Source organism: Kitasatospora sp. NPDC006697, assembly GCF_042869935.1.
Classification (GTDB): domain Bacteria; phylum Actinomycetota; class Actinomycetes; order Streptomycetales; family Streptomycetaceae; genus Kitasatospora.
On record NZ_JBIAGU010000018.1, the window covers coordinates 163,880 to 186,015 of the forward strand.

The 22,136-nt window shown below is 75.8% G+C and carries 8 protein-coding genes; 3 read left to right on the forward strand and 5 right to left on the reverse strand.

Translation table 11 applies throughout. From position 1 onward, the window contains the following. Positions 1–11 precede the first annotated feature (11 nt). The 5 genes from dpgA to ACFYNO_RS24640 form a co-directional block, all read right to left on the reverse strand. A complete protein-coding gene (gene dpgA, locus ACFYNO_RS24620) occupies positions 12–1,184 on the reverse strand; it encodes a 3,5-dihydroxyphenylacetyl-CoA synthase DpgA (protein ID WP_388016322.1) in 1,173 nt (390 codons plus the stop codon). 140 nt (positions 1,185–1,324) lie between these two features. Next, on the reverse strand, positions 1,325–3,739 hold the full coding sequence (locus ACFYNO_RS24625; protein ID WP_388016325.1) for an aminotransferase class I/II-fold pyridoxal phosphate-dependent enzyme: 2,415 nt from the start codon (positions 3,737–3,739) through the stop codon (positions 1,325–1,327). Next, a complete protein-coding gene (locus ACFYNO_RS24630) occupies positions 3,736–4,443 on the reverse strand; it encodes a hypothetical protein (RefSeq protein ID WP_388016328.1) in 708 nt (235 codons plus the stop codon). The genes ACFYNO_RS24625 and ACFYNO_RS24630 overlap by 4 nt, the downstream gene beginning before the upstream one ends. Before the next feature lie 120 nt (positions 4,444–4,563). After that, entirely contained in the window at positions 4,564–4,776 is a 213-nt protein-coding gene (locus ACFYNO_RS24635) for an MbtH family protein (protein ID WP_388016331.1), read from the reverse strand. A gap of 290 nt (positions 4,777–5,066) precedes the next feature. Further along, complete coding sequence (locus ACFYNO_RS24640; RefSeq protein WP_388016334.1) at positions 5,067–16,487, reverse strand: amino acid adenylation domain-containing protein; 11,421 nt, start codon at positions 16,485–16,487, stop codon at positions 5,067–5,069. 464 nt (positions 16,488–16,951) lie between these two features. Between ACFYNO_RS24640 and ACFYNO_RS24645 the strand changes: the two genes are divergently transcribed. The 3 genes from ACFYNO_RS24645 to ACFYNO_RS24655 are packed head-to-tail and all read left to right on the forward strand — an operon-like array spanning position 16,952 to position 22,133. After that, positions 16,952–18,745: a fatty acyl-AMP ligase gene (locus ACFYNO_RS24645; protein ID WP_388016337.1), complete on the forward strand. Its 1,794-nt coding sequence runs from the start codon at positions 16,952–16,954 to the stop codon at positions 18,743–18,745. Then, a complete protein-coding gene (locus tag ACFYNO_RS24650; RefSeq protein ID WP_388016340.1) occupies positions 18,742–20,472 on the forward strand; it encodes an acyl-CoA dehydrogenase family protein in 1,731 nt (576 codons plus the stop codon). The genes ACFYNO_RS24645 and ACFYNO_RS24650 overlap by 4 nt, the downstream gene beginning before the upstream one ends. Beyond that, positions 20,469–22,133, forward strand: coding sequence for an acyl-CoA dehydrogenase family protein (locus ACFYNO_RS24655; RefSeq protein ID WP_388016343.1), 1,665 nt, complete (start codon positions 20,469–20,471; stop codon positions 22,131–22,133). The genes ACFYNO_RS24650 and ACFYNO_RS24655 overlap by 4 nt, the downstream gene beginning before the upstream one ends. Positions 22,134–22,136 lie beyond the last annotated feature (3 nt).

Sequence of the window (22,136 nt, forward strand, 5' to 3'; positions counted from 1 at the left end):
CTGACTCTCCGTCACCATTGCAGCAATGCGGTCTCGATGGTCGATCCGGGGCCCATGGTCATCAGCACGCCGTAGTCGCCGGCCCGGGTGACGCCCTCCTGGAGCAGCCGCTCGTAGGAGAACAGGAAGGAGCCGCTCGACAGGTTGCCGTAGTCGCGCAGCACGCCGGTGGTGTGGCGGACCTCGTGACGGGTCAGGCCGAGGTTGACCCGGACCGCGTCGATCACCTTCTTGCCGCCGGAGTGCACCAGCCAGTGGCCGATGTCGCTGCGGCGCAGCCCGGCGCCGGCCAGCAGCCGGTCGACCACCTGCTCCGCGTTGGCGCCGACCACGTAGGGCACCTGCGGGTCGAGGTAGAAGCTGAACTTGCCCTGCACGTCGTCCCAGTCGTAGCGCATCGCCTCGATCGCGTCGGTGATCAGGTGGCTGGCGAAGCCGAGGATCCGCGGGCTGCCGGCGCCGGCCGGCACGTCGGCCGGGGCGTAGGCGGTGTCCGGCGCGTCGGCGACCAGGGCGATGGCGGCCGCGCCGTCGCCGAACAGGCTGTTGACGACGGCCGTGCGCAGCGTCCCGTCGATCACGTAGGCGGCCGAGCAGGCCTCGGCGCAGAGCATCACCGCGACCTTCCCGGGGTTGGCCGCGGCCCAGGAGGCCGTGGCGTTCAGGGCGTTGAGCCCGGCGTTGCACCCCATGCCGACCACGTCCACCCGGCTGGTCCGGGGCAGGATGCCCATCTCCCGGATCAGGTGGGCGCTCAGCCCGGGGGTGAGGAAGCCGGTGGTGGTGGTGCAGCACAGGTAGTCGATGTCGGACAGGTCGAGGCCGGCGTTCTCCAGGCAGGCCCGGACCGCCCTGGCGCCCATGTCCAGGGCGAGCCGCTTGTGCTTGGCGAGCAGTTCGCCCTGCGCCTCGGGGAGCACGACGCCCTGGGCGTCGCGCGGCGGCACGGTGAGGTAGCGGCGTTCGATCGCGCTGTTGAGGAAGACCGAACGGACCTTGGGGTCGGTGATGCCGAAGATGTCCAGCAGTTCCCGCTGGCTGTAGGAGTGCTCGGTGTTGGCGGTGCCGACGCCGGCGATCCGGGCGGTGCCGGGGCCGTTCTTGGCCTCGGGCGCCGGCCTGCCCTCGGCGATCAGGGGTGCCCCGGCGGCGGGGCTCGGACGGGTGGCCATGCTGACGGTCATCGGAAGATCCATCCCCACATACGGGTCCTGCTGCGGACAGGGCGCACTGCTGCTACCGACAAGATCGGCCGTCCTTTCATGAAGAGCGGTGGCTTTCCTGAGGGGCTGTGCGGGCCGGCTCGGTCGGGTCGGCCGGGGCCTCAGGCCGGGATGGCCCGGGCCCGGATGAAGGCCGCCAGGCGGGCGATCCCGTCGGCGATCTCCTCGTGGGTCAGGTAGCTGACGGACAGGCGCAGGCTGTGCTCGCCGCCGCCGCGCGGGTGGAAGTAGGACATCGGGGTCCAGATCACGCCGTACTCCTCGGCCGACTGCACCAGGGCGGCGTTGTCGGCACGGAACGGCACCGTGACGGCCAGGAAGAAGCCGCCCGCCGGTTCGTTCCAGCGCACCCCGAGGGCCTCCCGCTCGGCGGCCGGGAACTGCGCGGCGAGCGCGTCGAGCACGGCCCGCATCGCGTCCCCGTAGTGGGCGGCGTTCTTGGCGTTGAGCTCGGCGGCGCTGCCGCCGGCCGAGAGCAGCATGCCGGCCGCGACGGCCTGGCTCACCGGGGAGGTGTTGACCGTGATCATGCTCTTGATCTTGGTGAGCTCGTCGGCCAGCAGGCCGCGGCCGCCCGCGGCGTCCACCACCTCCTGGTCGGCGATGGCGAAGCCCACCCGGGCACCGGGGAAGAGGGTCTTGGAGAGCGAGCCCAGGTGCAGTACCCGGCGGTCGCGGTCGAGCGCCTTGAGGGTGGGCAGCTGGGCACCGGGGCTGACCAGCCGGTAGGGGGTGTCCTCCAGGATCAGCAGGTCCTCCCGGGCGGCCAGGTCGAGCAGTTCCCGGCGCTCCCGCAGCCCGATGGTGGCGCCGGAGGGGTTGGAGTGGTCGGGGATCACGTAGAAGGCGCGGGGGCGGCGGCCGCGGGCCCGCTCGGCCCGGATCGCGGCCTCCAGCGCGGCCGGTTCGAACCCGGCCGGCCCCTCCTCCACCGCCACCGGCTCGACGTCCAGCAGCCGGGCGGCGCCGGTGATCCCCACGTAGCAGGGGCTGGAGACCAGCAGCACGTCCTCCGGCCGGGAGATCAGCGCCCGGACCGCCAGGAACATCGCCTCCTGGGCGCCGACGGTGACCACCACGGCCTCCGGCGCCACCTCGATGCCCTCGTCCCGGCGCAGCCAGTCGGCGATCACCTCGCGGATCTGGCCGGCCGCCGGGCCGTACTGGAAGAGCGCGGAGCGGATCGCCCCGGGCGAGGCGCCGCCCTGCTCCAGGTGCTCCAGGTAGCGGCGCAGGTGGTCGATGATCTGCTCGGTGTCGAAGAAGCCGTCGTAGGGACGGCCGGGGGCGAAGGAGACCGCCTCCGGGTAGCGGTGGGTGATCTCGTTGAGGAAGTTCATGGTGTCGAGCACCGGGTCGGCCAGGCTGCCGTGCAGCTCCTCCTTCCGCAGCACGGCGGGCCCGGCGGGCGGGGCGGTCCGGGGGCGGGCCGGCGCGGGTGCGACGGCGCTGGGCGAGTACACGTGTTCCACTCCGATGTCGGCGATCGAACCGGCGCCGACGAGGCTCATCGTCTCCGCCAGTTCCTCGGTGATCAGGTCCAGCACCCCGGCGGCGCCCTGCTGCCCGCCGACCGTCAGGCCGTGCAGCACCGGGCGGCCGAGCAGCACCGCGTCGGCGCCCAGCGCCAGTGCGGCCAGCACGTCGCGGCCGCGGCGCACGCCGCCGTCGAGCAGCACCGGGCAGGCCCCGGCCACCGCCGCTGCGACCTCCGGCAGCACGTCCAACGTCGCTGGGGCGCCGTCGAGTTGGCGGCCGCCGTGGTTGGAGACCACGATCCCGGCCGCGCCGGCCTCGACCGCCCGGCGGGCGTCGGGTGCGCCCAGCACGCCCTTGACCAGCACCGGCAGCGGGCTGACCGAGCGGAACCAGTCGAGCACCGACCAGTCCAGCACGGGGTCGAAGGCGGTCAGCGCGTGGCCGCTGGGCGAGTCGAAGCCGGTGCCGGTGAGGTTGGCCGGCCCGATGCCCGGCGGGAGCCGGAAGCCGTTGCGCAGGTCGCGCAGCCGGCGGCCGAGCCGCGGGGCGTCCACGGTCAGCACCAGCGCCTCGAAGCCGGCCCGCTCGGCGCGCTCGATCAGCGCGCGGGTGGTGGCCCGGTCGCGGAAGCAGTAGACCTGCAGCCAGAGCGGTCCGGCGGCGGCCGCCGCGATCGACTCGAAGGTCCGGCCGGCGAAGGTGCTCACCACCAGGGGCAGGCCGGCCGCGCCGGCGGCCCCGGCGGTGGCCGCCTCCCCCGCCGGGTCGGCGAGCGTGTGGTAGGCCATCGGCGCGATGCCCAGCGGTGCCGCCCAGTCCCGCCCGAGCAGCCGGGTGCGGGTGTCGGGCAGGCCGGCGCCGGTCAGCACCGACGGCCGCAGCCGGATGCCCTCGAAGGCGGCCAGGTTGGCCGCCAGGGTCTGCTCCCGGCCGGCGCCGCCGGCCAGGAAGTCCCAGACGGCCGGGTCGGTGAGCTTCCGCGCCGCGTCGGCGTAGTCGGCCAGGGTGAACAGCGGCGTGCCGCCCGGGCCGGTCACCGGACGGCCGGCACGGAGCGCTCGAAGGCTGCGTACGGCGTACTCGGGGCGAGTTCGAGCAGGTCGCCGGGGTGCTCGCCGTCCCCGGTCCGGAAGGCCAGGTGGCGCACCTCAGGGCCGGTGTCGGCGGCCGCCAGGGTGAGCAGGGTGCGTCCGCCGGCGGCCCGCAGGGCCACCCGGTCCGCCGCCGCCTCGTCCCGGCGGTCGAGGCCGAAGGCGTCCCGGTACAGCCGGGCGTACCGCGGCACGGCGGCGGCCGGCAGGCCGACCGCGAGGTGGTCGAGCCGGACGGCCGGGCCGGCGGCCGGCCCGGGGACGGGGGTCCAGTTCCGGCCGGGCGGCAGCGCCCGCAGCGGGACCAGGGTGTGGACCACCGCGCCGAAGCCCGCGAACACCGGGAGCCCGCGGTCCGGGCCGGCCGGCTGCGCCCCGGCGGCCAGCGCGGCGGCCTCGGCCCGCGCGACGTCCGCGCAGCCGAAGGCGATGTCGGCCACGCCGTCGCCGTGGTCGTCGAGGAACCGCCAGATGCCCCGGCCCGAGGTGACCACCAGCTGCGCCCCGCCCCGCCGCAGCAGGACCGAGCTCCGGTCGGCCGCGACGCTGTCCGCGACCCGGGTGAAGCCCGTGGCCGACACCAGGCGGTCGACCGCGGACACCTTGTCCCGGGTGTACAGCTCGACGAATGCGATGTCCTGCACAGCCATGGAGCTACCCCCTTCGAATGGTCCGGTGGCTGTTCTGGATACCACTGCCGGATTCTCCGGCCCCGGGGATTCCGCGGCCGCCCCCCAGGGGCGGCCGCGGTTTTCTCCCCGGTTTTCCGCTCACTTTCCGCTCATGGCCTCGATCAGGCTCTTCGGGCGCAGGTCGGTCCAGTTCTGCTCGATGTAGTCGAGGCAGTCCTGGCGCGGCGCCTCGCCGTAGACCGAGCGCCAGCCCTGCGGGACCTCGATGAAGACCGGCCAGAGCGAGTGCTGGCCCTCGTCGTTGACCAGCACGATGTAGCTGGCGTCGGGGTTCTCGAACGGGTTCGCCATCGGAATTCCTCTCATCGGCCCGGGACCGGGATATCCCGGGCGGTCATTTCTCTCGGATGGTCTTTCGGCGGGTTCATCGGCACCGCCCGGACCACTATGCCGCAGCGTCGTCCGGTCGATCAATAGCCGTTCCCGCGGTCGGCCGGCGGAATTCTCCGGCCGAATTACCGGGCCATTCCGCGGCGGTCGCGGAAATGCCGGGGCACCCCGGCGGGCCGGGTGTCCGTTCAACCGGGCCGGCGGCGCAGTTGAACGGACACCCGGGCGGGGCGGACGGGGCGGACGGGTCGTCAGGACCGGCGCATCGGCCGCAGGGCCGGCCGGACCTCCTGCTCGCCGCCGAGGCCGGGCGCCAGTTCGGCCACGGTCGGGGTCTGGAACAGCGCACGGATCTCCAGCTCCGCGCCGGCCACCGCGCGGACCCGGTTGACCAGCCTGGTGGCCAGCAGCGAGTGGCCGCCCAGGTCGAAGAAGTTGTCGTCCACGCCCACCGAGGGCAGTCCCAGCACCTCGGCGAAGACCTGGCAGAGCATCACCTCCTGCGGGGTCCGCGGCTCCCGGCCGGCGACCCGGGCGGCGGCCGGGTCGGGGGCGGGCAGCGCCTTGCGGTCGAGCTTGCCGTTGCCGGTCAGCGGCAGCGCCTCCAGCAGCACCACCGCGCTGGGCACCATGTGCTCGGGCAGTCGCCCGGCCACCAGGTCGCGCAGCTCGCCGGGCAGTTCCTCGGCCGCCTGGCCCGGCTCCCCGGGCACCACGTAGGCGACCAGGCGCCTGTCGCCGGGCACGTCCTCGCGGGCCACCACCACGGCCCGGTCGACCCCGGGGTGGCCCGCCAGCAGGGCGGCCACCTCCCCGGGCTCGACCCGGAAGCCGCGGATCTTCACCTGCTCGTCGGCCCGGCCGGCGTAGACCAGCAGGCCCTGGCCGTTCCACCGGGCCAGGTCCCCGGTGCGGTACATCCGCTCACCGGGCTCGCCGAACGGGCAGGCGGTGAACCGCTCGGCGGTCAGCGCGTACCGCCCCAGGTAGCCGCGGGCCAGGCCCGCGCCGGCCACGTACAGCTCGCCGGTGGTCCCGGCGGGCACCGGCCGCAGCCGCTCGTCCAGCACGTACAGCCGGTTGCCCGGCACCGGGCTGCCGACCGGCACCCGGCCGGAGGCCACCAGCTCGGGGGTCAGCCGGACGGTGGCCACGCCGATCGTGGTCTCGGTCGGGCCGTAGTGGTTGAAGACCGGCCGGTCGCCGGCCGCCTCGAACAGTTCGGTCAGCCAGGCGGCCGGGGCCGCCTCGCCGCCGAGCACCAGCGATCCGCTCGGCAGCACCGCGTCCAGCCCGCCGGAGCCCAGCGCCGCCAGGTGCGAGGGCACCGCCTTGAGGTGCTCGATCCGGTGCTCGGCCAGGTAGCGGGCGACCGCCGCCGGGTCGGTGGCCGCCTCGACCGGCAGCAGGTGCAGCTCGCCGCCCGAGACCAGGCTGGCGAAGAGCACGGTGTTGCCCAGGTCGGTGGCCTGGCCCTGGAGCAGCGCGTAGCGGCCGCCGGCCGGGGCGAAGCCCAGCCGTTCCGGCACCGAGGCCAGGTAGTTGGCCAGCCCGCGGTGGGTGACCGCGACGCCCTTCGGGCGGCCGGTGGAGCCGGAGGTGTAGATCACGTAGGCGGCCCGGTCGGCCGCCGGGAGCTGCTCCGGCGCCGTCGACGGCTGGCCGGCGATCCGCGCCGCCGTCATCGGGTCGTCGATGGTCAGCATCCGCACCCGGCCGGCCGGCAGGTCGTCGATCACCTCGGCGGTGCCGATCGCGACGGCCGCCCGGGCGTCCAGCAGCATGTGGGAGATCCGCTCGGCCGGGTAGGACGGGTCGATCGGCAGGTAGGTCCCGCCGGCCTTCCAGACCGCCAGCAGCGCGGTGACCAGTTCCACGGAGCGGTCGAGCACCAGGCCGACCACCCGTTCGGCGCCCACGCCCTGGGTGGCCAGGTGGTGGGCCAGCCGGTTCGACCGGGCGTCCAGCTCGGCGTAGCTCAGCCGGTCGCCGCCGGCCACCACCGCGACCGCCTCCGGGGTGCGGGCCGCCTGCGCCGCGAACAGCTCCGGCACGGTCACCGCCCCGGCGGGGGCCGCCGCGGCGGGGGCCGCCGCGGCGTTCCAGCCGGTCAGCACCAGCTCCCGCTCGGCGGCGTCCATCAGCTCCAGCTCGCCGACCCGCAGGCCGGGGTCGGCCGCGACCGCCGCCAGCACCCGGACCAGCCGCCGGGCCAGCACCGCGGCCGCCAGCTCCTCGAAGAGGTCGGCCGCGACCGTGACGGAGCCGCGCAGGCCGGCCGGGGCGCCGCCGTCCAGCACCTCCTCGACGATCACGTCGAGGTCGAACTTGGCCGCCGGCCGGGCCACGTGCAGCAGCTCGACCGCGAGGCCGGGCAGCTCCAGCACCGCGTCGCCGGTGTTCTGCATGGTCAGCACGGTCTGGAAGAGCGGGTGCAGGCCGAGCGAGCGGGCCGGGGCCAGCTCCTCCACCAGCCGCTCGAACGGCACGTCCTGGTGGGCGAAGGCGGCCAGGCCCACCTCCCGGACCCGGGCCAGCAGCTCGGTGAAGCTGGGGTCGCCGGTCAGGTCGGTGCGGATCACCAGGGTGTTGACGAAGAAGCCGACCAGTTCGTCCAGCGCCTCGTCGGTGCGGCCGGAGACCGCGGAGCCGATCGGCACGTCGGTCCCGGCGCCGAGCCGGGAGAGCAGCGCGGCCAGCGCGGCCTGCAGCAGCAGGAACAGGGTCACACCGTTCTCCTGGGCCAACTCCAGCAGCCTGGCGTGCAGGTCGGCCGGAACGTCCAGGCCGGTGCTGTGCCCGCGGTGCGAGGAGACGGCCGGGCGGGCCCTGTCGAAGGGCAGCGGCAGCTCGGCCGGGGCGCCGTCCAGCGCCTCCCGCCAGTACTCCACCTGGCCGGTCTGCAGCTCGGTCGGGTGCTCGGCGTCGCCGAGCAGTTCGCGCTGCCAGAGCGCGTAGTCGGCGTACTGCACCGGCAGCGGCTGCCACTCGGGCGCCCGGCCGGCGGCCCGTGCCGCGTAGGCGGTGGAGACGTCGCGGGCCAGCGGGCCCATCGACCAGCCGTCACCGGCGATGTGGTGCACCACCACGGCCAGCACGTGCTCCTCCGGCGACTCCTCGAACACCCAGGCCTTCAGCGGCACTTCGGTGGACAGGTCGAAGCGGTGCCGGGCCGCCTCCGCGACCAGTCCCGGGGTCCGCGCCGGCTCGGCGCGGACCAGCTCCGGCTCCCAGCCGAGTTCGGCGGCCGGCAGCACCCGCTGGTGCGGCACGCCGTCCACGGTCGGGAAGACGGTGCGCAGCACCTCGTGCCGCTCCAGCACGTCGCGCAGCGCCGCCGCCAGCACCGCCGGCTCCAGGGCGCCGGTCAGCCGCACCGCGATCGGCGCGTTGTAGGTGGCGCTCAGGCCCTCCAGCTGCCCGATGAACCAGAGCCGCTGCTGGGCGTAGGAGAGCGGCACCAGCTCCGGCCGCTGACGGACCGTCAGACCGGTGCGGGCGCCGGCCGCGGTGGCCAGCTCCGCGGCCAGGCCGGCCACGGTCGGGGAGCGGAACAGCGCGCGGATCTCCAGCTCGGCGCCGAGCCGGGCCCGCACCCGGTTGACCAGCCGGGTGGCGAGCAGCGAATGCCCGCCCAGCGCGAAGAAGTTGTCGTCCACCCCGACCGCCGGCAGGCCCAGCACCTCGGCGAAGACCTGGCAGAGCGCCTCCTCCCGCTCGTCGGCCGGACCGCGGCCCCGGCCGGCCGCCAGGCCGTACTCGGGGGCGGGCAGCGCCTTGCGGTCGAGCTTGCCGTTGCCGGTCAGCGGCAGCGCCTCCAGCAGCACCACCGCGCTGGGCACCATGTGCTCGGGCAGCCGCTCGGCGGCCAAGGCGCGCAGCAGCTCGGGCAGTTCGGCAGCCGAAGCACCGCCGGCCGGCACCGCGTAGGCGACCAGGCGCTGGTCGCCGGGCTCGTCCTCGCGGGCCAGCACCGCGGCCTGGGCGACCAGCGGGTGCGCGGCGAGCACCGCGGCGATCTCGCCCGGCTCGATCCGGAAGCCGCGCACCTTGACCTGCTCGTCGGCCCGGCCGGCGAAGACCAGCAGGCCGTTCTCCTGCCAGCGCACCAGGTCGCCGGTGCGGTACATGCGCTCGCCGCTGCCGCCGAACGGGCAGGCGGTGAACCGCTCGGCGGTCAGCCCGGCCCGGCCCAGGTAGCCGCGGGCCAGCCCGTAGCCGGTCACGTAGAGCTCGCCGACCGTGCCGACGCCCACCGGGCGCAGCCGCTCGTCCAGCACGTAGACGCCCAGGCCCGGGATCGGCCGTCCGATCACGCTGCCGCCCTCGCCGCCGGCCGCGTTCAGCGCCTGGTAGGTGACGTGCACCGTGGTCTCGGTGATGCCGTACATGTTGACCATCAGCGGGCCGCCGCTCGGGTGGCGCCGCCACCAGTCGGCCAGCCGGGCCGGGTCCAGCGCCTCGCCGCCGAAGACCACGGTGCGCAGGCCGGCCAGGGTGCCCGGGCGGCCCTCCTCGGCCGCCATCAACTGGTAGAAGGCGGAGGGCGTCTGGCTCAGCACGGTGACCTGCTCGCGGGCCAGCAGCTCGGCGAAGTCGGCCGGCGAGCGGGAGGTGTCGAACGGGACCACCACGACCCGGCCGCCGCTCAGCAGCGGCCCCCAGAGCTCCCAGACCGAGAAGTCGAAGGCGAAGGAGTGGAACCAGCTCCAGACGTCGTCCTCGCCGAACTCGAAGAGCTGCCCGGCCGAGGCGAACAGGCCCACCGCGTTGCGGTGGCTGACCACCACGCCCTTGGGGCGGCCGGTCGAGCCCGAGGTGTAGATCACGTAGGCCGGGTGGTCCGGGGTCAGCGCCTCGCCGCGCCGGCGCGCGGCCGGGGCGCCGTCGCCGAACCTGGCCAGCGCGGCCAGCGTCTCCGGCGCGTCCAGCACCAGCTCGGGCACGCCCTGCTCGGCCGCCTCCGCCAGCACCGCGCCGGCCGAGGAGTCGGCGAGCAGCAGCGCGGGGCGGGCGTCCCGCAGCACGTAGCCGATCCGCTCGGCCGGGTAGCCGGGCTCGATCGGCAGGTAGGCGCCGCCGGCCTTCCAGACCGCCAGCAGGGCGGTCAGCAGCTCGGCCGAGCGGCCCATCGAGACCGCGACCAGCTGCTCCGGGCCGACCCCGTGCTTGATCAGGCAGCGGGCCAGCCGGTTGGCCCGGGCCGTCAGCTCCCGGTAGGTCAGCCGCCGGTCGCCGTCGACCACCGCGACGGCCTCGGGCGTCCGGTCGGCCTGCTGCTGGAACAGCTCCGGCAGCGTCTGCCGCTGCTCGGCCAGGCCGGTGCCGTGCCACTGCTCCAGGATCCGCCGCCGGTCCTCCGCGCCGAGCAGGTCCAGCTCCTCGGCCGCGGTGTCCGGGTGCGCGGCCAGCTCGCGGATCAGCCGGACGTACCCGGCCGCCAGCCGGCGGACCGTCGACTCGTCGAACAGCTCGGCGGCGTACTGGAAGGAGACCGCCAGGCCCTCGCCCAGCGCCGTGACGTCCACGTTCAGCCCGGTCTTGGCGTACGGCCGGGGGGTGGCCAGCACGGCGGCGTTCAGGCCGGCCAGCTGCGGGGCGGCGGCCATCCGGTCCAGGTTGAAGAAGGTGGTGTAGAGCGGCCCGCGCGGCCCGGTCCGCGCCGGGTCGTGCAGCTCGGAGGCCGGGAAGGCGCTGTGCGCGAAGCCCTCCAGCACCGCGCGCTGGATCGAGCGGGCGTACTCCCGCACGGTGGTGCCCGGCGCCAGCCGGGATCGGATCGGCAGCACGTTGCTCAGGTTGCCGACGATCCGGTCCGCGCCCGCCTCCTCGCGCAGCGCCACCGGGACGCCGATCACCAGCTCCTGCTGGTCGGTCAGGCGGTGCAGCAGGCAGCCGTAGGCGGCCAGCAGCAGGGTGAACCGGGTGGTCTCCAGCTCCCCGCAGGCGGTGCCGAGGAGTTCGGCGGTGGCGCCGTCGAGGGTGAAGTCGTACTGGCCGCCGGCGTGCGTCGGGGCGGCGGCCGGGGCGCGGTCGGCGGGCAGCTCGGCCGGGGTGACCCCGGCCGGGAAGAGGCCGCGCCAGTACGCCTCGTCGGCGCCGCGGGCGGCGCTCAGCGCGTACCGCTCCCGGCCCTCGGCGAACTCGTGGAACTGCGGGGCGGGCGGCAGCTGGGCGGTGGTTCCGGCCCGGCGGGCGTTGTACAGCTCGGCCAGCTCCTCGAACAGGATGCCGAACGACCAGCCGTCGGCCACCAGGTGGTGGATCGCCAGCAGCAGCCGGTGGCAGTCCGGCTCCAGCCGCAGCAGCGCGGCCTCCACCAGCGGGCCGTTCACCAGGTCGGCGTCGGTGTGCGAGCGGGCCTCCAGCCACTGCCGCACCCGGGCCTCGCGCTCCTCACCGACCGGCCCCTCCAGGTCGACCAGCGGGATCTCCAGCTCCGCGGGGGCGGCCGCGACCAGCTGCCGCGAGCCGTCCGCCGCGAAGGCGGTGCGCAGGCTGTCGTGCCGGGCCAGCACCTCGCGCAGCGCCCCGCGCAGCGCGCCGGCGTCCAGCTCGCCGCGCAGCTCCAGCACGGTGCTCTCCCGGTAGGCGCGCGCCTCGCCCGGGCTCAGCTGGTTCAGCAGCCAGATCTCCTGCTGGGCGGTGGTGAGCGGGTAGGCGTCCAGCACGCCCTCCCCCAGCGGCTCGCCGTCCGCCTCGAGCTGCCGGCTCGGGCGGCGGGCGCCGGGGAAGAAGCCGGCCTCGACCAGTTCGTCCAGCGCGGCCGTGAAGGCGGCGACGATCCGCTCCACGTCCTCGTCGGTGTGCGCGGTGGTCAGGAAGCAGTTGCGGCCCTCCCAGACGTAGACGCCGTTCAGCGCCAGCAGGGTGTAGAAGGCCTCGACCTTCTCCGAGTGCTCGCTCTCCTGCGGGAACTTCATCCGGAACAGCGAGCCGAACCGGGCGATCGAGATCGGCACCCGGGCCCGGGTGAAGAGCCGGTCGAGCCGGTCGGCCAGCCGGCGCACCCGCTCGCTCAGCTCCTCCTGCAACTCCGGTCCGCGCCGGTGCAGTTCGCGCAGCACGGCAGTGCCGGCGGCGAGCATCAGCGGGTGCTTGCAGAAGGTGCCGCTGAAGAAGGTGCGGGCCGAGCGCGGGTAGGGCTGGTCGCCGAAGAGCCAGGCGCCGCCGTCGATGGCGTCCAGGTAGCGGGCCGGGCCGGCCACCAGGCCGACCGGCATGCCGCCGCCGGGTACCTTGCCGTAGGTGGTGAGGTCGGCCTCGATGCCGAACAGGCCCTGCACGCCGTTGGGGTGCATCCGGAAGCCGGTGATCACCTCGTCGAAGATCAGCACCACCCCGGCCTCCTCGGTCATCCGGCGCAGCTCGCGCAGGAACTCCACCGGCTGCAGGTCGGGGTGGCGGCTCTGCACCGGCTCGACCAGCACGGCCGCGAGCTCGGGCAGCCGGCTGCGGATCGCCTCCAGCGAGGCCGGGTCGCCGTACGGCAGCACCATCGCGTCGCTGCCCACCGCGTCCGGGACGCCCGGGCAGAGCGGGACGCTCGCGCCGTTGCCGGCCGGGTCCTGACGGGCCAGCACCGGGTCGGCGGAGCCGTGGTAGGCGCCGGCGAAGAGGGCGATCCTGGTCCGCCCGGTGACCGCCCGGGCGATCCGCAGCGCGACCATCACGGCCTCGGAGCCGGTGTTGCAGAAGACCGTGCGCTCCTTGCCGGTCAACTCCCTGACCAGGCGGGCGAACTCGTCGGTCAGCGGGTTGTGCGGGCCGACGTGGATGCCGGCCGCCAGCTGCCGCGCCACCGCCTCCTCGATGAACGGCTCGCGGTGGCCGAACAGGTTGGCGCCGAAGCCGACCGTCAGGTCGACGTACTCGTTGCCGTCCACGTCCCAGACCCGGGAGCCGAGCGAGCGCTCGACGACCAGCGGGTAGCGCAGCTCCTTGAGGTTGGGGAAGGGCTGCGGGGCGTGCCGCACGTCCGCGTGCCAGGGGCGCTCGCGGATCGCGTACTCCTTCGAGCCCTTGGTGAACCGGCAGTAGCGGTCGGCCAGTTCGGCCAGGTAGGCGCGCTGCTCGGCGCCGAGGCGGGGGGCGGCCGGGCCGCGGCCGGACTTGAAGGCGACGAAGGTGTTGGCGGCGGCGACCGGGATCGGGGCGGCCGCGGGGCGCGCGGCCTGCTGCCCGGCCACGGGCTGCACGGCTGCGGGCAGTGCGGCAGCGGGCAGTGCGGGGGCCGGCTGCACCGGAGCCGGGGCCGCGGTCCCGGCGATCATCGCGGAGGCCTCCCGCATGACCTGGGCGTGCACCTCCAGGAACCGCTCGACCGCGCTGCCGGAGAGCGGTGCGGCGGGCTGCCCGACCGGCTGGACGGCCGGCTGGACGGCGGACTGGACGACCGCGGGCTGCGCCACCTGCTGCACCGCCGGCGCGGCGGCGGCAGCCGGACCGGCCGGGGCCGCGGCGTCGGCCAGCGCCTCCGCCAGCCGCTCCGGCGCGGCGTTGGCCTGCACGTAACCGGCCAGCAGCTCGGTGGTGTTGACCTCCTCGAAGAGCAGGCTGATCGGGATCGTGATGTCGAAGGTCCGCTGGACCGCCTGCAGCGCCTGAATGAGCGTCAGCGAGTCGGCGCCGAGTTCCAGGAAGGTGGCCTCGGGGTCGACCCGGTGGTCGCTGCCGAGCACCCCCGCCACGATGTCGCCGATGGCCGCCAGGATCCTCTCCCTGGCGGTCGTCGAGGTGTCGTTCTCCGGCATAGCTGCGTCGTTTCCCTTCGGTGTCGGCGCGGCGGCTGGCGCGCCGGCGGAGGTGGTGGTGCGGTCGGTGGGCAGCCAGTACGAGCGGCGCTGGAACGGATAGCCGGGCAGCCGGACCGGGCGGTGCGCCCGCTCGCCGTCGAAAGCCGCCCAGTCGACGGGCCGGCCGGCGGTGTGCAGGCTCGCGGCGGACTCGGCCAGGACCTGCCAGTCCGGCACCTCGCGGCGCAGCGAGGGCAGCCAGAGCCCGTCCGCCACCTCGCGGGAGCCGGCGCCCAGCAGCACCCGCTGCGGGCCGACCTCCAGGTAGCTGCGGCAGCCGAGGCCGTGCAGCCGGCGGATGCCGTCGGCGAACCGGACCGGCGAGGTCAGGTGGGCGGTCCAGTAGGCGGCGTCGGGCCGCCGCCCGGCGTCGAACAGGGTGCCGTCCAGGTCGCTGACCAGCGGGACGGTCGGCGCCCGGTAGTCGATCCGGGCGGCGACCGCGGCGAACTCCTCGGCGGCGCGCGCCATCATCGGCGTGTGGAAGGCGTAGCCGGCGCCCAGCGGGCGGCTGTCCAGCCCGTGGCCGGTGAGCGCCCGGCGCAGTTCGGCGACGTCCTCGGCGGTGCCGGCCACCACGGTGTTGCCCGCGTTGTTGACCGCCGCGACGGCCAGGCTGGGCGCCTGCGGCAGCGCGGCGAGCAGCTCGCGCACGGCCGGCTCCTCGGCGAAGACCGCGACCATCGCCCCGGGCTGCGCGAACTGGGCGACCAGGCGCCCGCGTTCGGCGGCCAGCCGGAGGCCGTCCCGCAGCTCGAAGACGCCCGCCGTGCAGGCCGCGGCCAGCTGGCCGACGCTGTGGCCGAGCAGGTAGTCGGGCCGCACACCCCAGCTCTGCCAGAGCCGGCCGAGCGCGTACTCCACGGCGAACAGGGCGGGTTGGGTGTACTCGGTGCGGTCCAGCAGGCCGGCGGTGTCGGCGCTCGGCCGCAGCACCTGGGCCAGCGGCCGGTCCAGCAGGCGGTCGAGGAGGTCGGCGCAGCGCTCCAGTTCGCGCCGGAAGACCGCGCTGGTGTCGGCCAACTGGGCGGCCATCAACGGGAACTGCGAGCCCTGGCCGCTGAACAGGAAGGCCAGCGGGCCGGGTTCGCCGGCGCTGCGGACACCCGGGCCGCCGGCGGCCAGCCGGTCGAGCCGGGCCACGGCCTCGGCGCGGCTGCCGGCCACCACGGCCGCGCGCTGCCGGAAGTGGGTGCGGCGGGTGTTGGCCAGGTGCGCGACATCGCCGAGCGCGGGGCCCGGTTCGGCGCGCAGCAGCTCGGCGTACCGGGCGGCCAGGGTCCGCAGCGCGGGCTCGGTGCGGGCGCTCAGCGTCAGCACCTCCACGCCGCGCTCCGGCTCCGGCGGCCCGGCGGGCGGTGCGATGGGGGCCGGGGGCTCCTCCAGGATCAGGTGGGCGTTGGTCCCGCCGAAGCCGAACGAGCTGACGCCCGCCAGCAGTCGGCCACCGCTCGGGCGCCACTGCCGCGGCTCGGCCGGGACCGCCCAGCCGGGGCCGGCCGGCAGGTGCGGGTTGGGGCCGGTGAAGCTCGGGTGCGGCGGCACCGTGCGGTGCCGGATCATCTCGACCACCTTGATCAGGCCGGCCATCCCGGCCGCCGCCTCGGCGTGGCCGATGCTGGTCTTCACCGAGCCGATCAGCAGCGGCTCGCCGGCCCGCTCGTCCGGAGCCAGCACGGCGGCCAGCGCCCGGACCTCGATCGGGTCGCCGAGCGGGGTGCCGGTGCCGTGCGCCTCCAGGTAGCTGATCTCCTCCGGCGCCACCCCGGCGTTGCGCAGGGCGTCCCGGATCACCTCCTGCTGCGCCGAACCGTTGGGCGCGGTCAGCCCGTTGCTGCGGCCGTCCTGGTTCACCGCGGAGCCGCGGACCAGGGCATGCACGGTGTCGCCGTCGCGCAGCGCGTCGGCGAGCCGCTTGAGCACCACCACGCCGCAGCCCTCGGCCCGGACGTAGCCGTCGGCGCTCGCGTCGAAGGTCTTGCACCGGCCGTCGGCGGCCATCATGCCCGCCTCGCGGAAGGCGTCGGTGAGTTCGCCGGCCAGCAGCAGGTTGACCCCGCCGGCCAGCGCGGTGTCGGACTCTCCCGCGCGCAGGCTGGCGCAGGCCAGGTGGACGGCGAGCAGCGAGGAGGAGCAGGCGGTGTCCACCGCCAGGCTGGGGCCGCGCAGGTCGAGGAAGTAGGAGAGCCGGTTGGCCGCGATGCTCGCCGCCTGCCCGGTGACGCCGTGCAGGTCGAGCCCGCCCTCGCGAGCCGCCAGCCGCCCGTAGTCACCGCTGCTGATGCCGACGAAGACGCCGGTCCGGGTGCCGGCCAACTCGCCCGGCACGATGCCGCCGTGCTCCAGCGCCGACCAGGCCGTCTCCAGCAGCAGCCGCTGCTGCGGGTCGATCAGGACGGCCTCCCGCGCCGCGGTGGCGAAGAACTCGGCGTCGAAGAGGTCGACGTCCGGCAGCGTGCCGTGGGCGCCGGGCAGGCCGCGCCGGGCGGCGAGCTCGGCGCCGGCCGCCACCGCGTCACCGCCGGAGAGCACCAACTCCCAGAGCCCGTCCGGCCCGTCCGCACCGGGGAAGCGGCAGCCGAGGCCGACGACGGCGATCGCCTGCTCGTCCCCGGGCCCGGCCGCCGGCCGCGCCGGCTCCGCCCCGGCAGCCGGCTCTTTCGACAACTCGCCTTCGGAAGCGGCGAGTTCGGCGATCCGGGCACTGAGCAGCCCGATCGTCGGCTGCTCCCAGAGCAGCACCGGACTGAGTTCGACGCCGAGCTCGGCCTGCAGCTCGCCGATCAGCGCCATCGCGTCACGCGAGGAGACCCCGAACTCGGCGAACGGGATATCCGGATCGAATTCTGATTCCGGTAGTCCGGTGGAACCGGACAATCGGTGGATGATCAGGGATTTGACGGCGTCCGCCCCGCACCGGGGAGACCGCGGCATTTCTTCGTCCCTGTTGCCGGGAGAATACACAGAGCCCCTGCCTTATGCCAGATGGTGGAACGGCAGGGGTGCGATGCCCATGCGCATCCGCCCCCTCGGCCGTCGCTCGGCGATCGTCCGGTGAGCATCTCCCGGGCCGCCGCACCTGCTCAAGGGTGCACAGCGGCGGACGGCGCGGCTACCACGGGCGGCTGTTCAAGTGGCGCGGCGGCCCAGTTGAACGGCCCCGCGGGGGTGGGCGGGCAATGCAGCCGCGGGGTACCGGGGCGGCCGGACATTGATCCCGCGAACCGCGCTGGGACATAGTCCTCAGCAGAATTCCGGAATCCCGGGACGGCCGTCGTCCCGGGATTTCGACCGAGTGGGTGGAGACTCCCCGCGCGGCGCCCGAACCTGGAGGTAACGTCATGACGTTCGATCTCGCTGTGCACCAGAACGTGGGCGATGCGTTCGCCGAGCGGGTCGCCGCGCACCCGGAGCGGGCCGCGCTGACCCTCTACCGCGGCTCGGCCGCACCCGGCCACGACACCGTCGACTATGCCGAACTCGCCCGCCGCGCCGGACTGCGCGCCGCCTGGCTGGCCGAGCGGCTGCCGCTCGGCGAGCGGGTGCTGCTGGTGCTGCCGACCGGCGCCGAGTTCGTCGAGTACTACCTGGGCTGTCTGCTGGCCGGCCTGGTCGCCGTGCCGGCCCCCGTGCCGGGCGGCGGCGCCAGCGCCACCGACCGGGTGGCCGCCATCGTCGAGGACTGCCGCCCGGCCCTGGCGATCGCCCCCGCGGGCGGCGGCGCGGAGCTGGCCGAGCAGTTCCGCGGGCACGGCCTGGCGGACCTGGCGGTGGTCGAGGCCGCCGAGGCCGGCCCGGGCACGGCGCCCGCCGGCTTCGCCGACGGCCGCCGACCCGACCGCGACACCGTCGCCGTCGTCCAGTACAGCTCCGGGTCGACCGGCACCCCGCGCGGGGTGGTGCTCACCCACGGCTCGGTCCTGGCCAACACCCGCTCGATGAACACCCACGGCAAGCTCGGCCCCGAGGACACCTTCGGCAGCTGGCTGCCGCTCCACCACGACATGGGCCTGTTCGTGCTGCTCACCGCCGGCCTGCTGTTCGGTTCCCGGGTGGTGCTGATGTCGCCGGCCGACTTCGTCCGCCGTCCGGTGGAGTGGCTGCGGATGCTCGCCAAGTTCGGCTGCACCGTCACCGCCGGGCCCAACTTCGCCTTCGACCTGTGCACCCGGCTGGTCCCGGACGCCAAGCTGGTGGGGCTGGACCTCACCGGGGTGCGTTACATCCTCAACGGCTCCGAGCCGATCCACCTGCCCACCATGCGGGCCTTCAACGAGCGCTTCGCCGCCTACGGGCTGAGCTCGCGCGCCGTCTCGCCCTGCTACGGCCTGGCCGAGGCCACCGCCTACGTCTCGGCCAGCCGCCCGGCCGGCGACCCGCTGGTCTTCCTCGCGGACCAGGCCGCCCTGCAGCACGCCGAGCGGCCCGAGTTGCTGCCGGTCCCGGCCGGTGCGCAGGGCGCGGCGGCGGTCGGCAAGGAGGTGGTCGGCTGCGGCACGCTCGGCGACATGGAGCTGCGGATCGTCGACCGGCAGACCCGCCGGGAGCTGGCGGACGGCCGGATCGGCGAGATCTGGCTGCGCGGCGGCAACCTCGGGACGGGCTACTGGAACCGGCCGGAGCTCAACGCGGAGCTCTTCGACGCCCGGCTCGCCGACAGCGCCGACGACCGCCCCTGGCTGCGCACCGGCGACCTGGGCGCCGTGCTCGACGGCGAGCTGTACATCACCGGCCGGATCAAGGAGATCCTGGTCGTGCGCGGCCGCAACTTCTTCCCCAACGACGTGGAGCAGGAGGCCCGGGCCTCGCACGAGGCGCTGCAGGGCTTCCTCGGCGCGGCCTTCGGGGTCACCGCGCCGGACGAGCGGATGGTGCTGGTCCACGAGGTCAACCCGGTCACCCCGCAGGACGAACTGCCCGCCGTGGCCAGCACCGTGGCCCGCCGGCTGACCACCGCGCTCGGCGTGCCGGTGCGCAACGTGGTGCTGGTCCGCCGCGGTTCGGTGCGGCGCACCACCAGCGGCAAGATCCAGCGGTCGGCGATGCGCGAGCGCTTCCTGTCCGGCGAACTCGTCGCGCTGCACGCCGAGCTGGAGCCCGAGGTGCAGCTCATCTCGGCCGGCGGTGCCGGGTGACCGCCACACCCGCAGCCACTCCCGCCGCCGGCCCCGAGGCGGAGCTGGACGCCCTTCTCGGCGACTGGGCGGCCACCGCCGCCCGCGCGGCCGACGACGACGAGGGCGAGCGGTTCCCCGCGGAACTCTGCGCCCGGCTGGACGAGTTCGGCCTGCACCGGTACTACGTGCCGGAGCCGCTGGGCGGCCGCTTCGACGACCACGAGGTGATGCTTCGGCTCTGGCGCACCGTCGCCCGCCGCGACCTGGCCGCGACGGTGGCGCACGGCAAGACCTACCTGGGCGTGGCCCCGGTCTGGCTCGCCGCGAGCCCCGAACAGGCGGCCGAGGTCGCCGCGGTGGTGCTCTCCGGTGCCCCGGTGGGCTGCGCGCTCTCCGAGCCGGAGCACGGCGCCGACCTGGTCAACGGCTCGGCCCGGGCCACCGCGCAGCCCGGCGGCTACCGGCTCGACGGCGTCAAGTGGCCGATCAACAACGGCAGCCGGGCCACCCACCTGTCGGTGCTGGCCCGCACCGCCGAGGCCAGCACCGCGCGCAGCCACAGCATCTTCCTGGTCGCCAAGGAGTCCCTGGAGAGCGGTGGTTGGCGGCAGCTGCCGAAGATCCGCACCCACGGCATCCGCGGCATCGACCTGGCGGGCGTGGAGTTCACCGGCGCCACCGTGCCGGCCGACGCGCTGCTCGGCGAGGAGGGCGCCGGCATCGAGACGGCGCTGCGGGCCCTGCAGCTGACCCGCACCGTCTGCTCTGCCATGTCGCTGGGCGCGGGCGAGCAGGCCGTCCGGCTGGCCGCCCGGTACGCGGCGGACCGGCCCGGCGGACCGGACCGGGCGAGCCGCGCGGTGCTGGCCCGGTCCGCGGCCCGGCTGGCCGCCGCCGAGGCGGCCGCGCTGGTCGGCGTGCGCTCCGCGCACAGCCTGACCGGCGAGATGAGCGTGGTCTCCGCGGTGGTGAAGTCGGTCGCGCCCGCCCTGGTCTCCGAGTTGATCCGCGAGCTGGCCGAACTGCTCGACGTCCGCTCGGCCCTGGTCGACGGCCACGAGCACGGCGCCTTCCAGCGGCTGGCCCGCGACCACGACGTGGTCGCCGTCTTCGACGGCAGCACCCCGGTCAACCGGGCCTCGCTGATCCAGCAGTTCCCCCGGCTGGCCCGCAACCTGGCCGCCGGCCGCTTCGAGGCCGAGGGCCTGGCCGAGGCGGTGGCGCTCGGCGAGCGCCCGCGGCCGCTGGACCGCGGCGCGCTCTCGCTGCTCTCCCGGCACGGCTGCTCGCTGGTGCAGTCGCTGCCCGCCCTGGCCGACGCCCTCGCGGCGGCCCCCGGGGTGCCGGCCGACCTGGCCGGGCTGGCCTCGGCGCTGCGCACGGCCGCGCTGCGGCTGGCCGCGCTGATGGCCGAGGTGCGCCCCGCCGCCCGCCCGCCGATGGCGGCCTACGAACTCGCCGCCGCCTACGAGCTCTGCTACGCCGGCACCGCCTGTCTGCGGCTCTGGTCCACCCAGGCGCAGCGGCACGCGGGCGAACCGCTCTGGCAGGACGGGCTCTGGGCCCGCGCGGCCCTGCGCGTCCTGCTCGCCGACCTCGCCGACCTGGTCGGCACCCCTCGCCCGCCCGCGGACGAGCAGGCGGCCACCCTGCTCGCCGACCACCTGCTGGCCACCGCGCACTCCGCGGCCACCGCCACCCCGTTCGGCACCCCGCTGCCCTGCTCCCCCGCGAGGTCCTCATGAGCGCCGAGAAGCTCGACGAACTGCTCGGCGACCCGTGGGCCCCCGGCAACCCCGCCGGCCACGCCGCCGCGCTGGCCGCCGACGAGCAGCGGCGGCCGCCCGCCGCCGCCGGGGAGCTGCTGGCCGAGTACGGCCTGGGCGCCGAGTTCGTCCCCGCCGCGCTCGGCGGCCGGCTCACCCGGGCCGACGAGCTCGCCGAGCTGCTGAAGGCGGTGTGGCGGCGTGATCCGGCGCTGGGCCTGGACCACGGCTTCGGCTCCTTCCTGGCGGCGGCGCCGGTCTGGACCTCGGGCGGCCCGGAGCAGCAGCGGGCGGTCGCCGACCTGCTGCTGTCGGGCGGCCGGATCGCCGCCCCGGCCGGCCCGCTGGACGGGGCCCCCGACCGCCCGGAGTTCACCGCCCGCCCCGCCGAAGGCGGCTGGCTGCTCTCCGGCCGGCAGGAGTTCACCGCCGGCCTCGACCGGGCCGACGCCCTGGTGCTCCGCACCGACCTGGGCCCGGTGCTGGTCCACCGCGCGGAGTTGCCCGCCGACGGCCGGGTGCGCGAGTTGCCGCCGGTCGGCGCGGCCGGGCTGCGCGGACTGCGCTTCGGCGGCCTTGAGCTGACGGACTGTCCGGTGCCGGCCGGCGCCCTGCTCGACGGCCGGACCGCACCCGACCCGGCCGACCGCGAGGGCGCCTCCCGCTCCTACCGGCTCACCCGGGCGTTCACCGCCGGCCTGGCCGCCGGGCCGCTGGACACCGCGCTGCGCACCGCCCTGGCCAACGCCCTCGACCGGCGGCTCTACGGGGCGCCGGTCGCCGACCTCCCGTACGTCCGCTCGGTCCTGGCACGGGCCCGGGAGGACCTGCTGATCGTCGACCTGCTCGGCTCGGTGCTGGTCCGGGCCCTGCACCTGGTGCCCGACGCCCCGGCCGGACAGGCGCCGGCTGCGGACGCGCTGGCGGCCCGGACGGTGCAGGCGGCCGTCGAGGAGCTGCGGGCCGCGCTGGGCGCCCGGGGGTTCATCCGCGAGGGCGCGCACGCGATCTTCCAGAAGACCGCCCGCGACCTCACCGTCCACGGCGTGCTGCGGGCCTCCCGGGCCGACACGCTCAGGCTGGTGCTGCCGCACCTGCCGCGGCTCGCCCCGGGTGCGCCGGCCGATCCGGACCTCTTCGACCTCGGCGGCCCGCTGCCGCCGCTGGACCCGCGCCGGCCGACGGCCGACCCGGCGGCCCCGGACCCCGTCCTCGCCACCCTGGCCGTCTTCGCCGCGGCGCCGGGGGCCGCGGGCGACGACCCGCTGGCCCGGTTCGCGACCCGGCTGGGCGCCGAGCTCGACGCCCTGGGCGCCGACTGCGCCGCGCTGTCCCGCTCCGCCCTGCCCCGCTCCGGCCCGACCGCCGACCCGGACCCCGCAGCCCTCGCCCTGGCCGAGCGCTACGCCGTGCTGTTCGCCGCGGGCTGCGCGGCCGGGGTGCACCGGCAGGCGCCGGACCGGCTGCCCCGGGCCGCGCTGCTCGGGGTGCTCGACCGGCTGACCCGGCGGCTCGGCGGCGCTGCGGTGCTCACCGCGGCCGAGCGCGAGCAGGTCGAGCGGCAGCTCTTCGAGACCGCCGTCGAGCTCTTCCACGACCGCACGATGTTCGACCTGACCGCCCGGCGGATTCCGGGCTGACCG

Bases quoted from the DNA above. Each gene is read 5' to 3' on its own strand.
- dpgA (WP_388016322.1), bottom strand. From the start codon at position 1,184: ATGACCGTCAGCATGGCCACCCGTCCGAGCCCCGCCGCCGGGGCACCC.
- ACFYNO_RS24635 (WP_388016331.1), bottom strand. From the start codon at position 4,776: ATGGCGAACCCGTTCGAGAACCCCGACGCCAGCTACATCGTGCTGGTC.
- ACFYNO_RS24655 (WP_388016343.1), top strand. From the start codon at position 20,469: ATGAGCGCCGAGAAGCTCGACGAACTGCTCGGCGACCCGTGGGCCCCC.
- ACFYNO_RS24645 (WP_388016337.1), top strand. From the start codon at position 16,952: ATGACGTTCGATCTCGCTGTGCACCAGAACGTGGGCGATGCGTTCGCC.
- ACFYNO_RS24630 (WP_388016328.1), bottom strand. From the start codon at position 4,443: ATGGCTGTGCAGGACATCGCATTCGTCGAGCTGTACACCCGGGACAAG.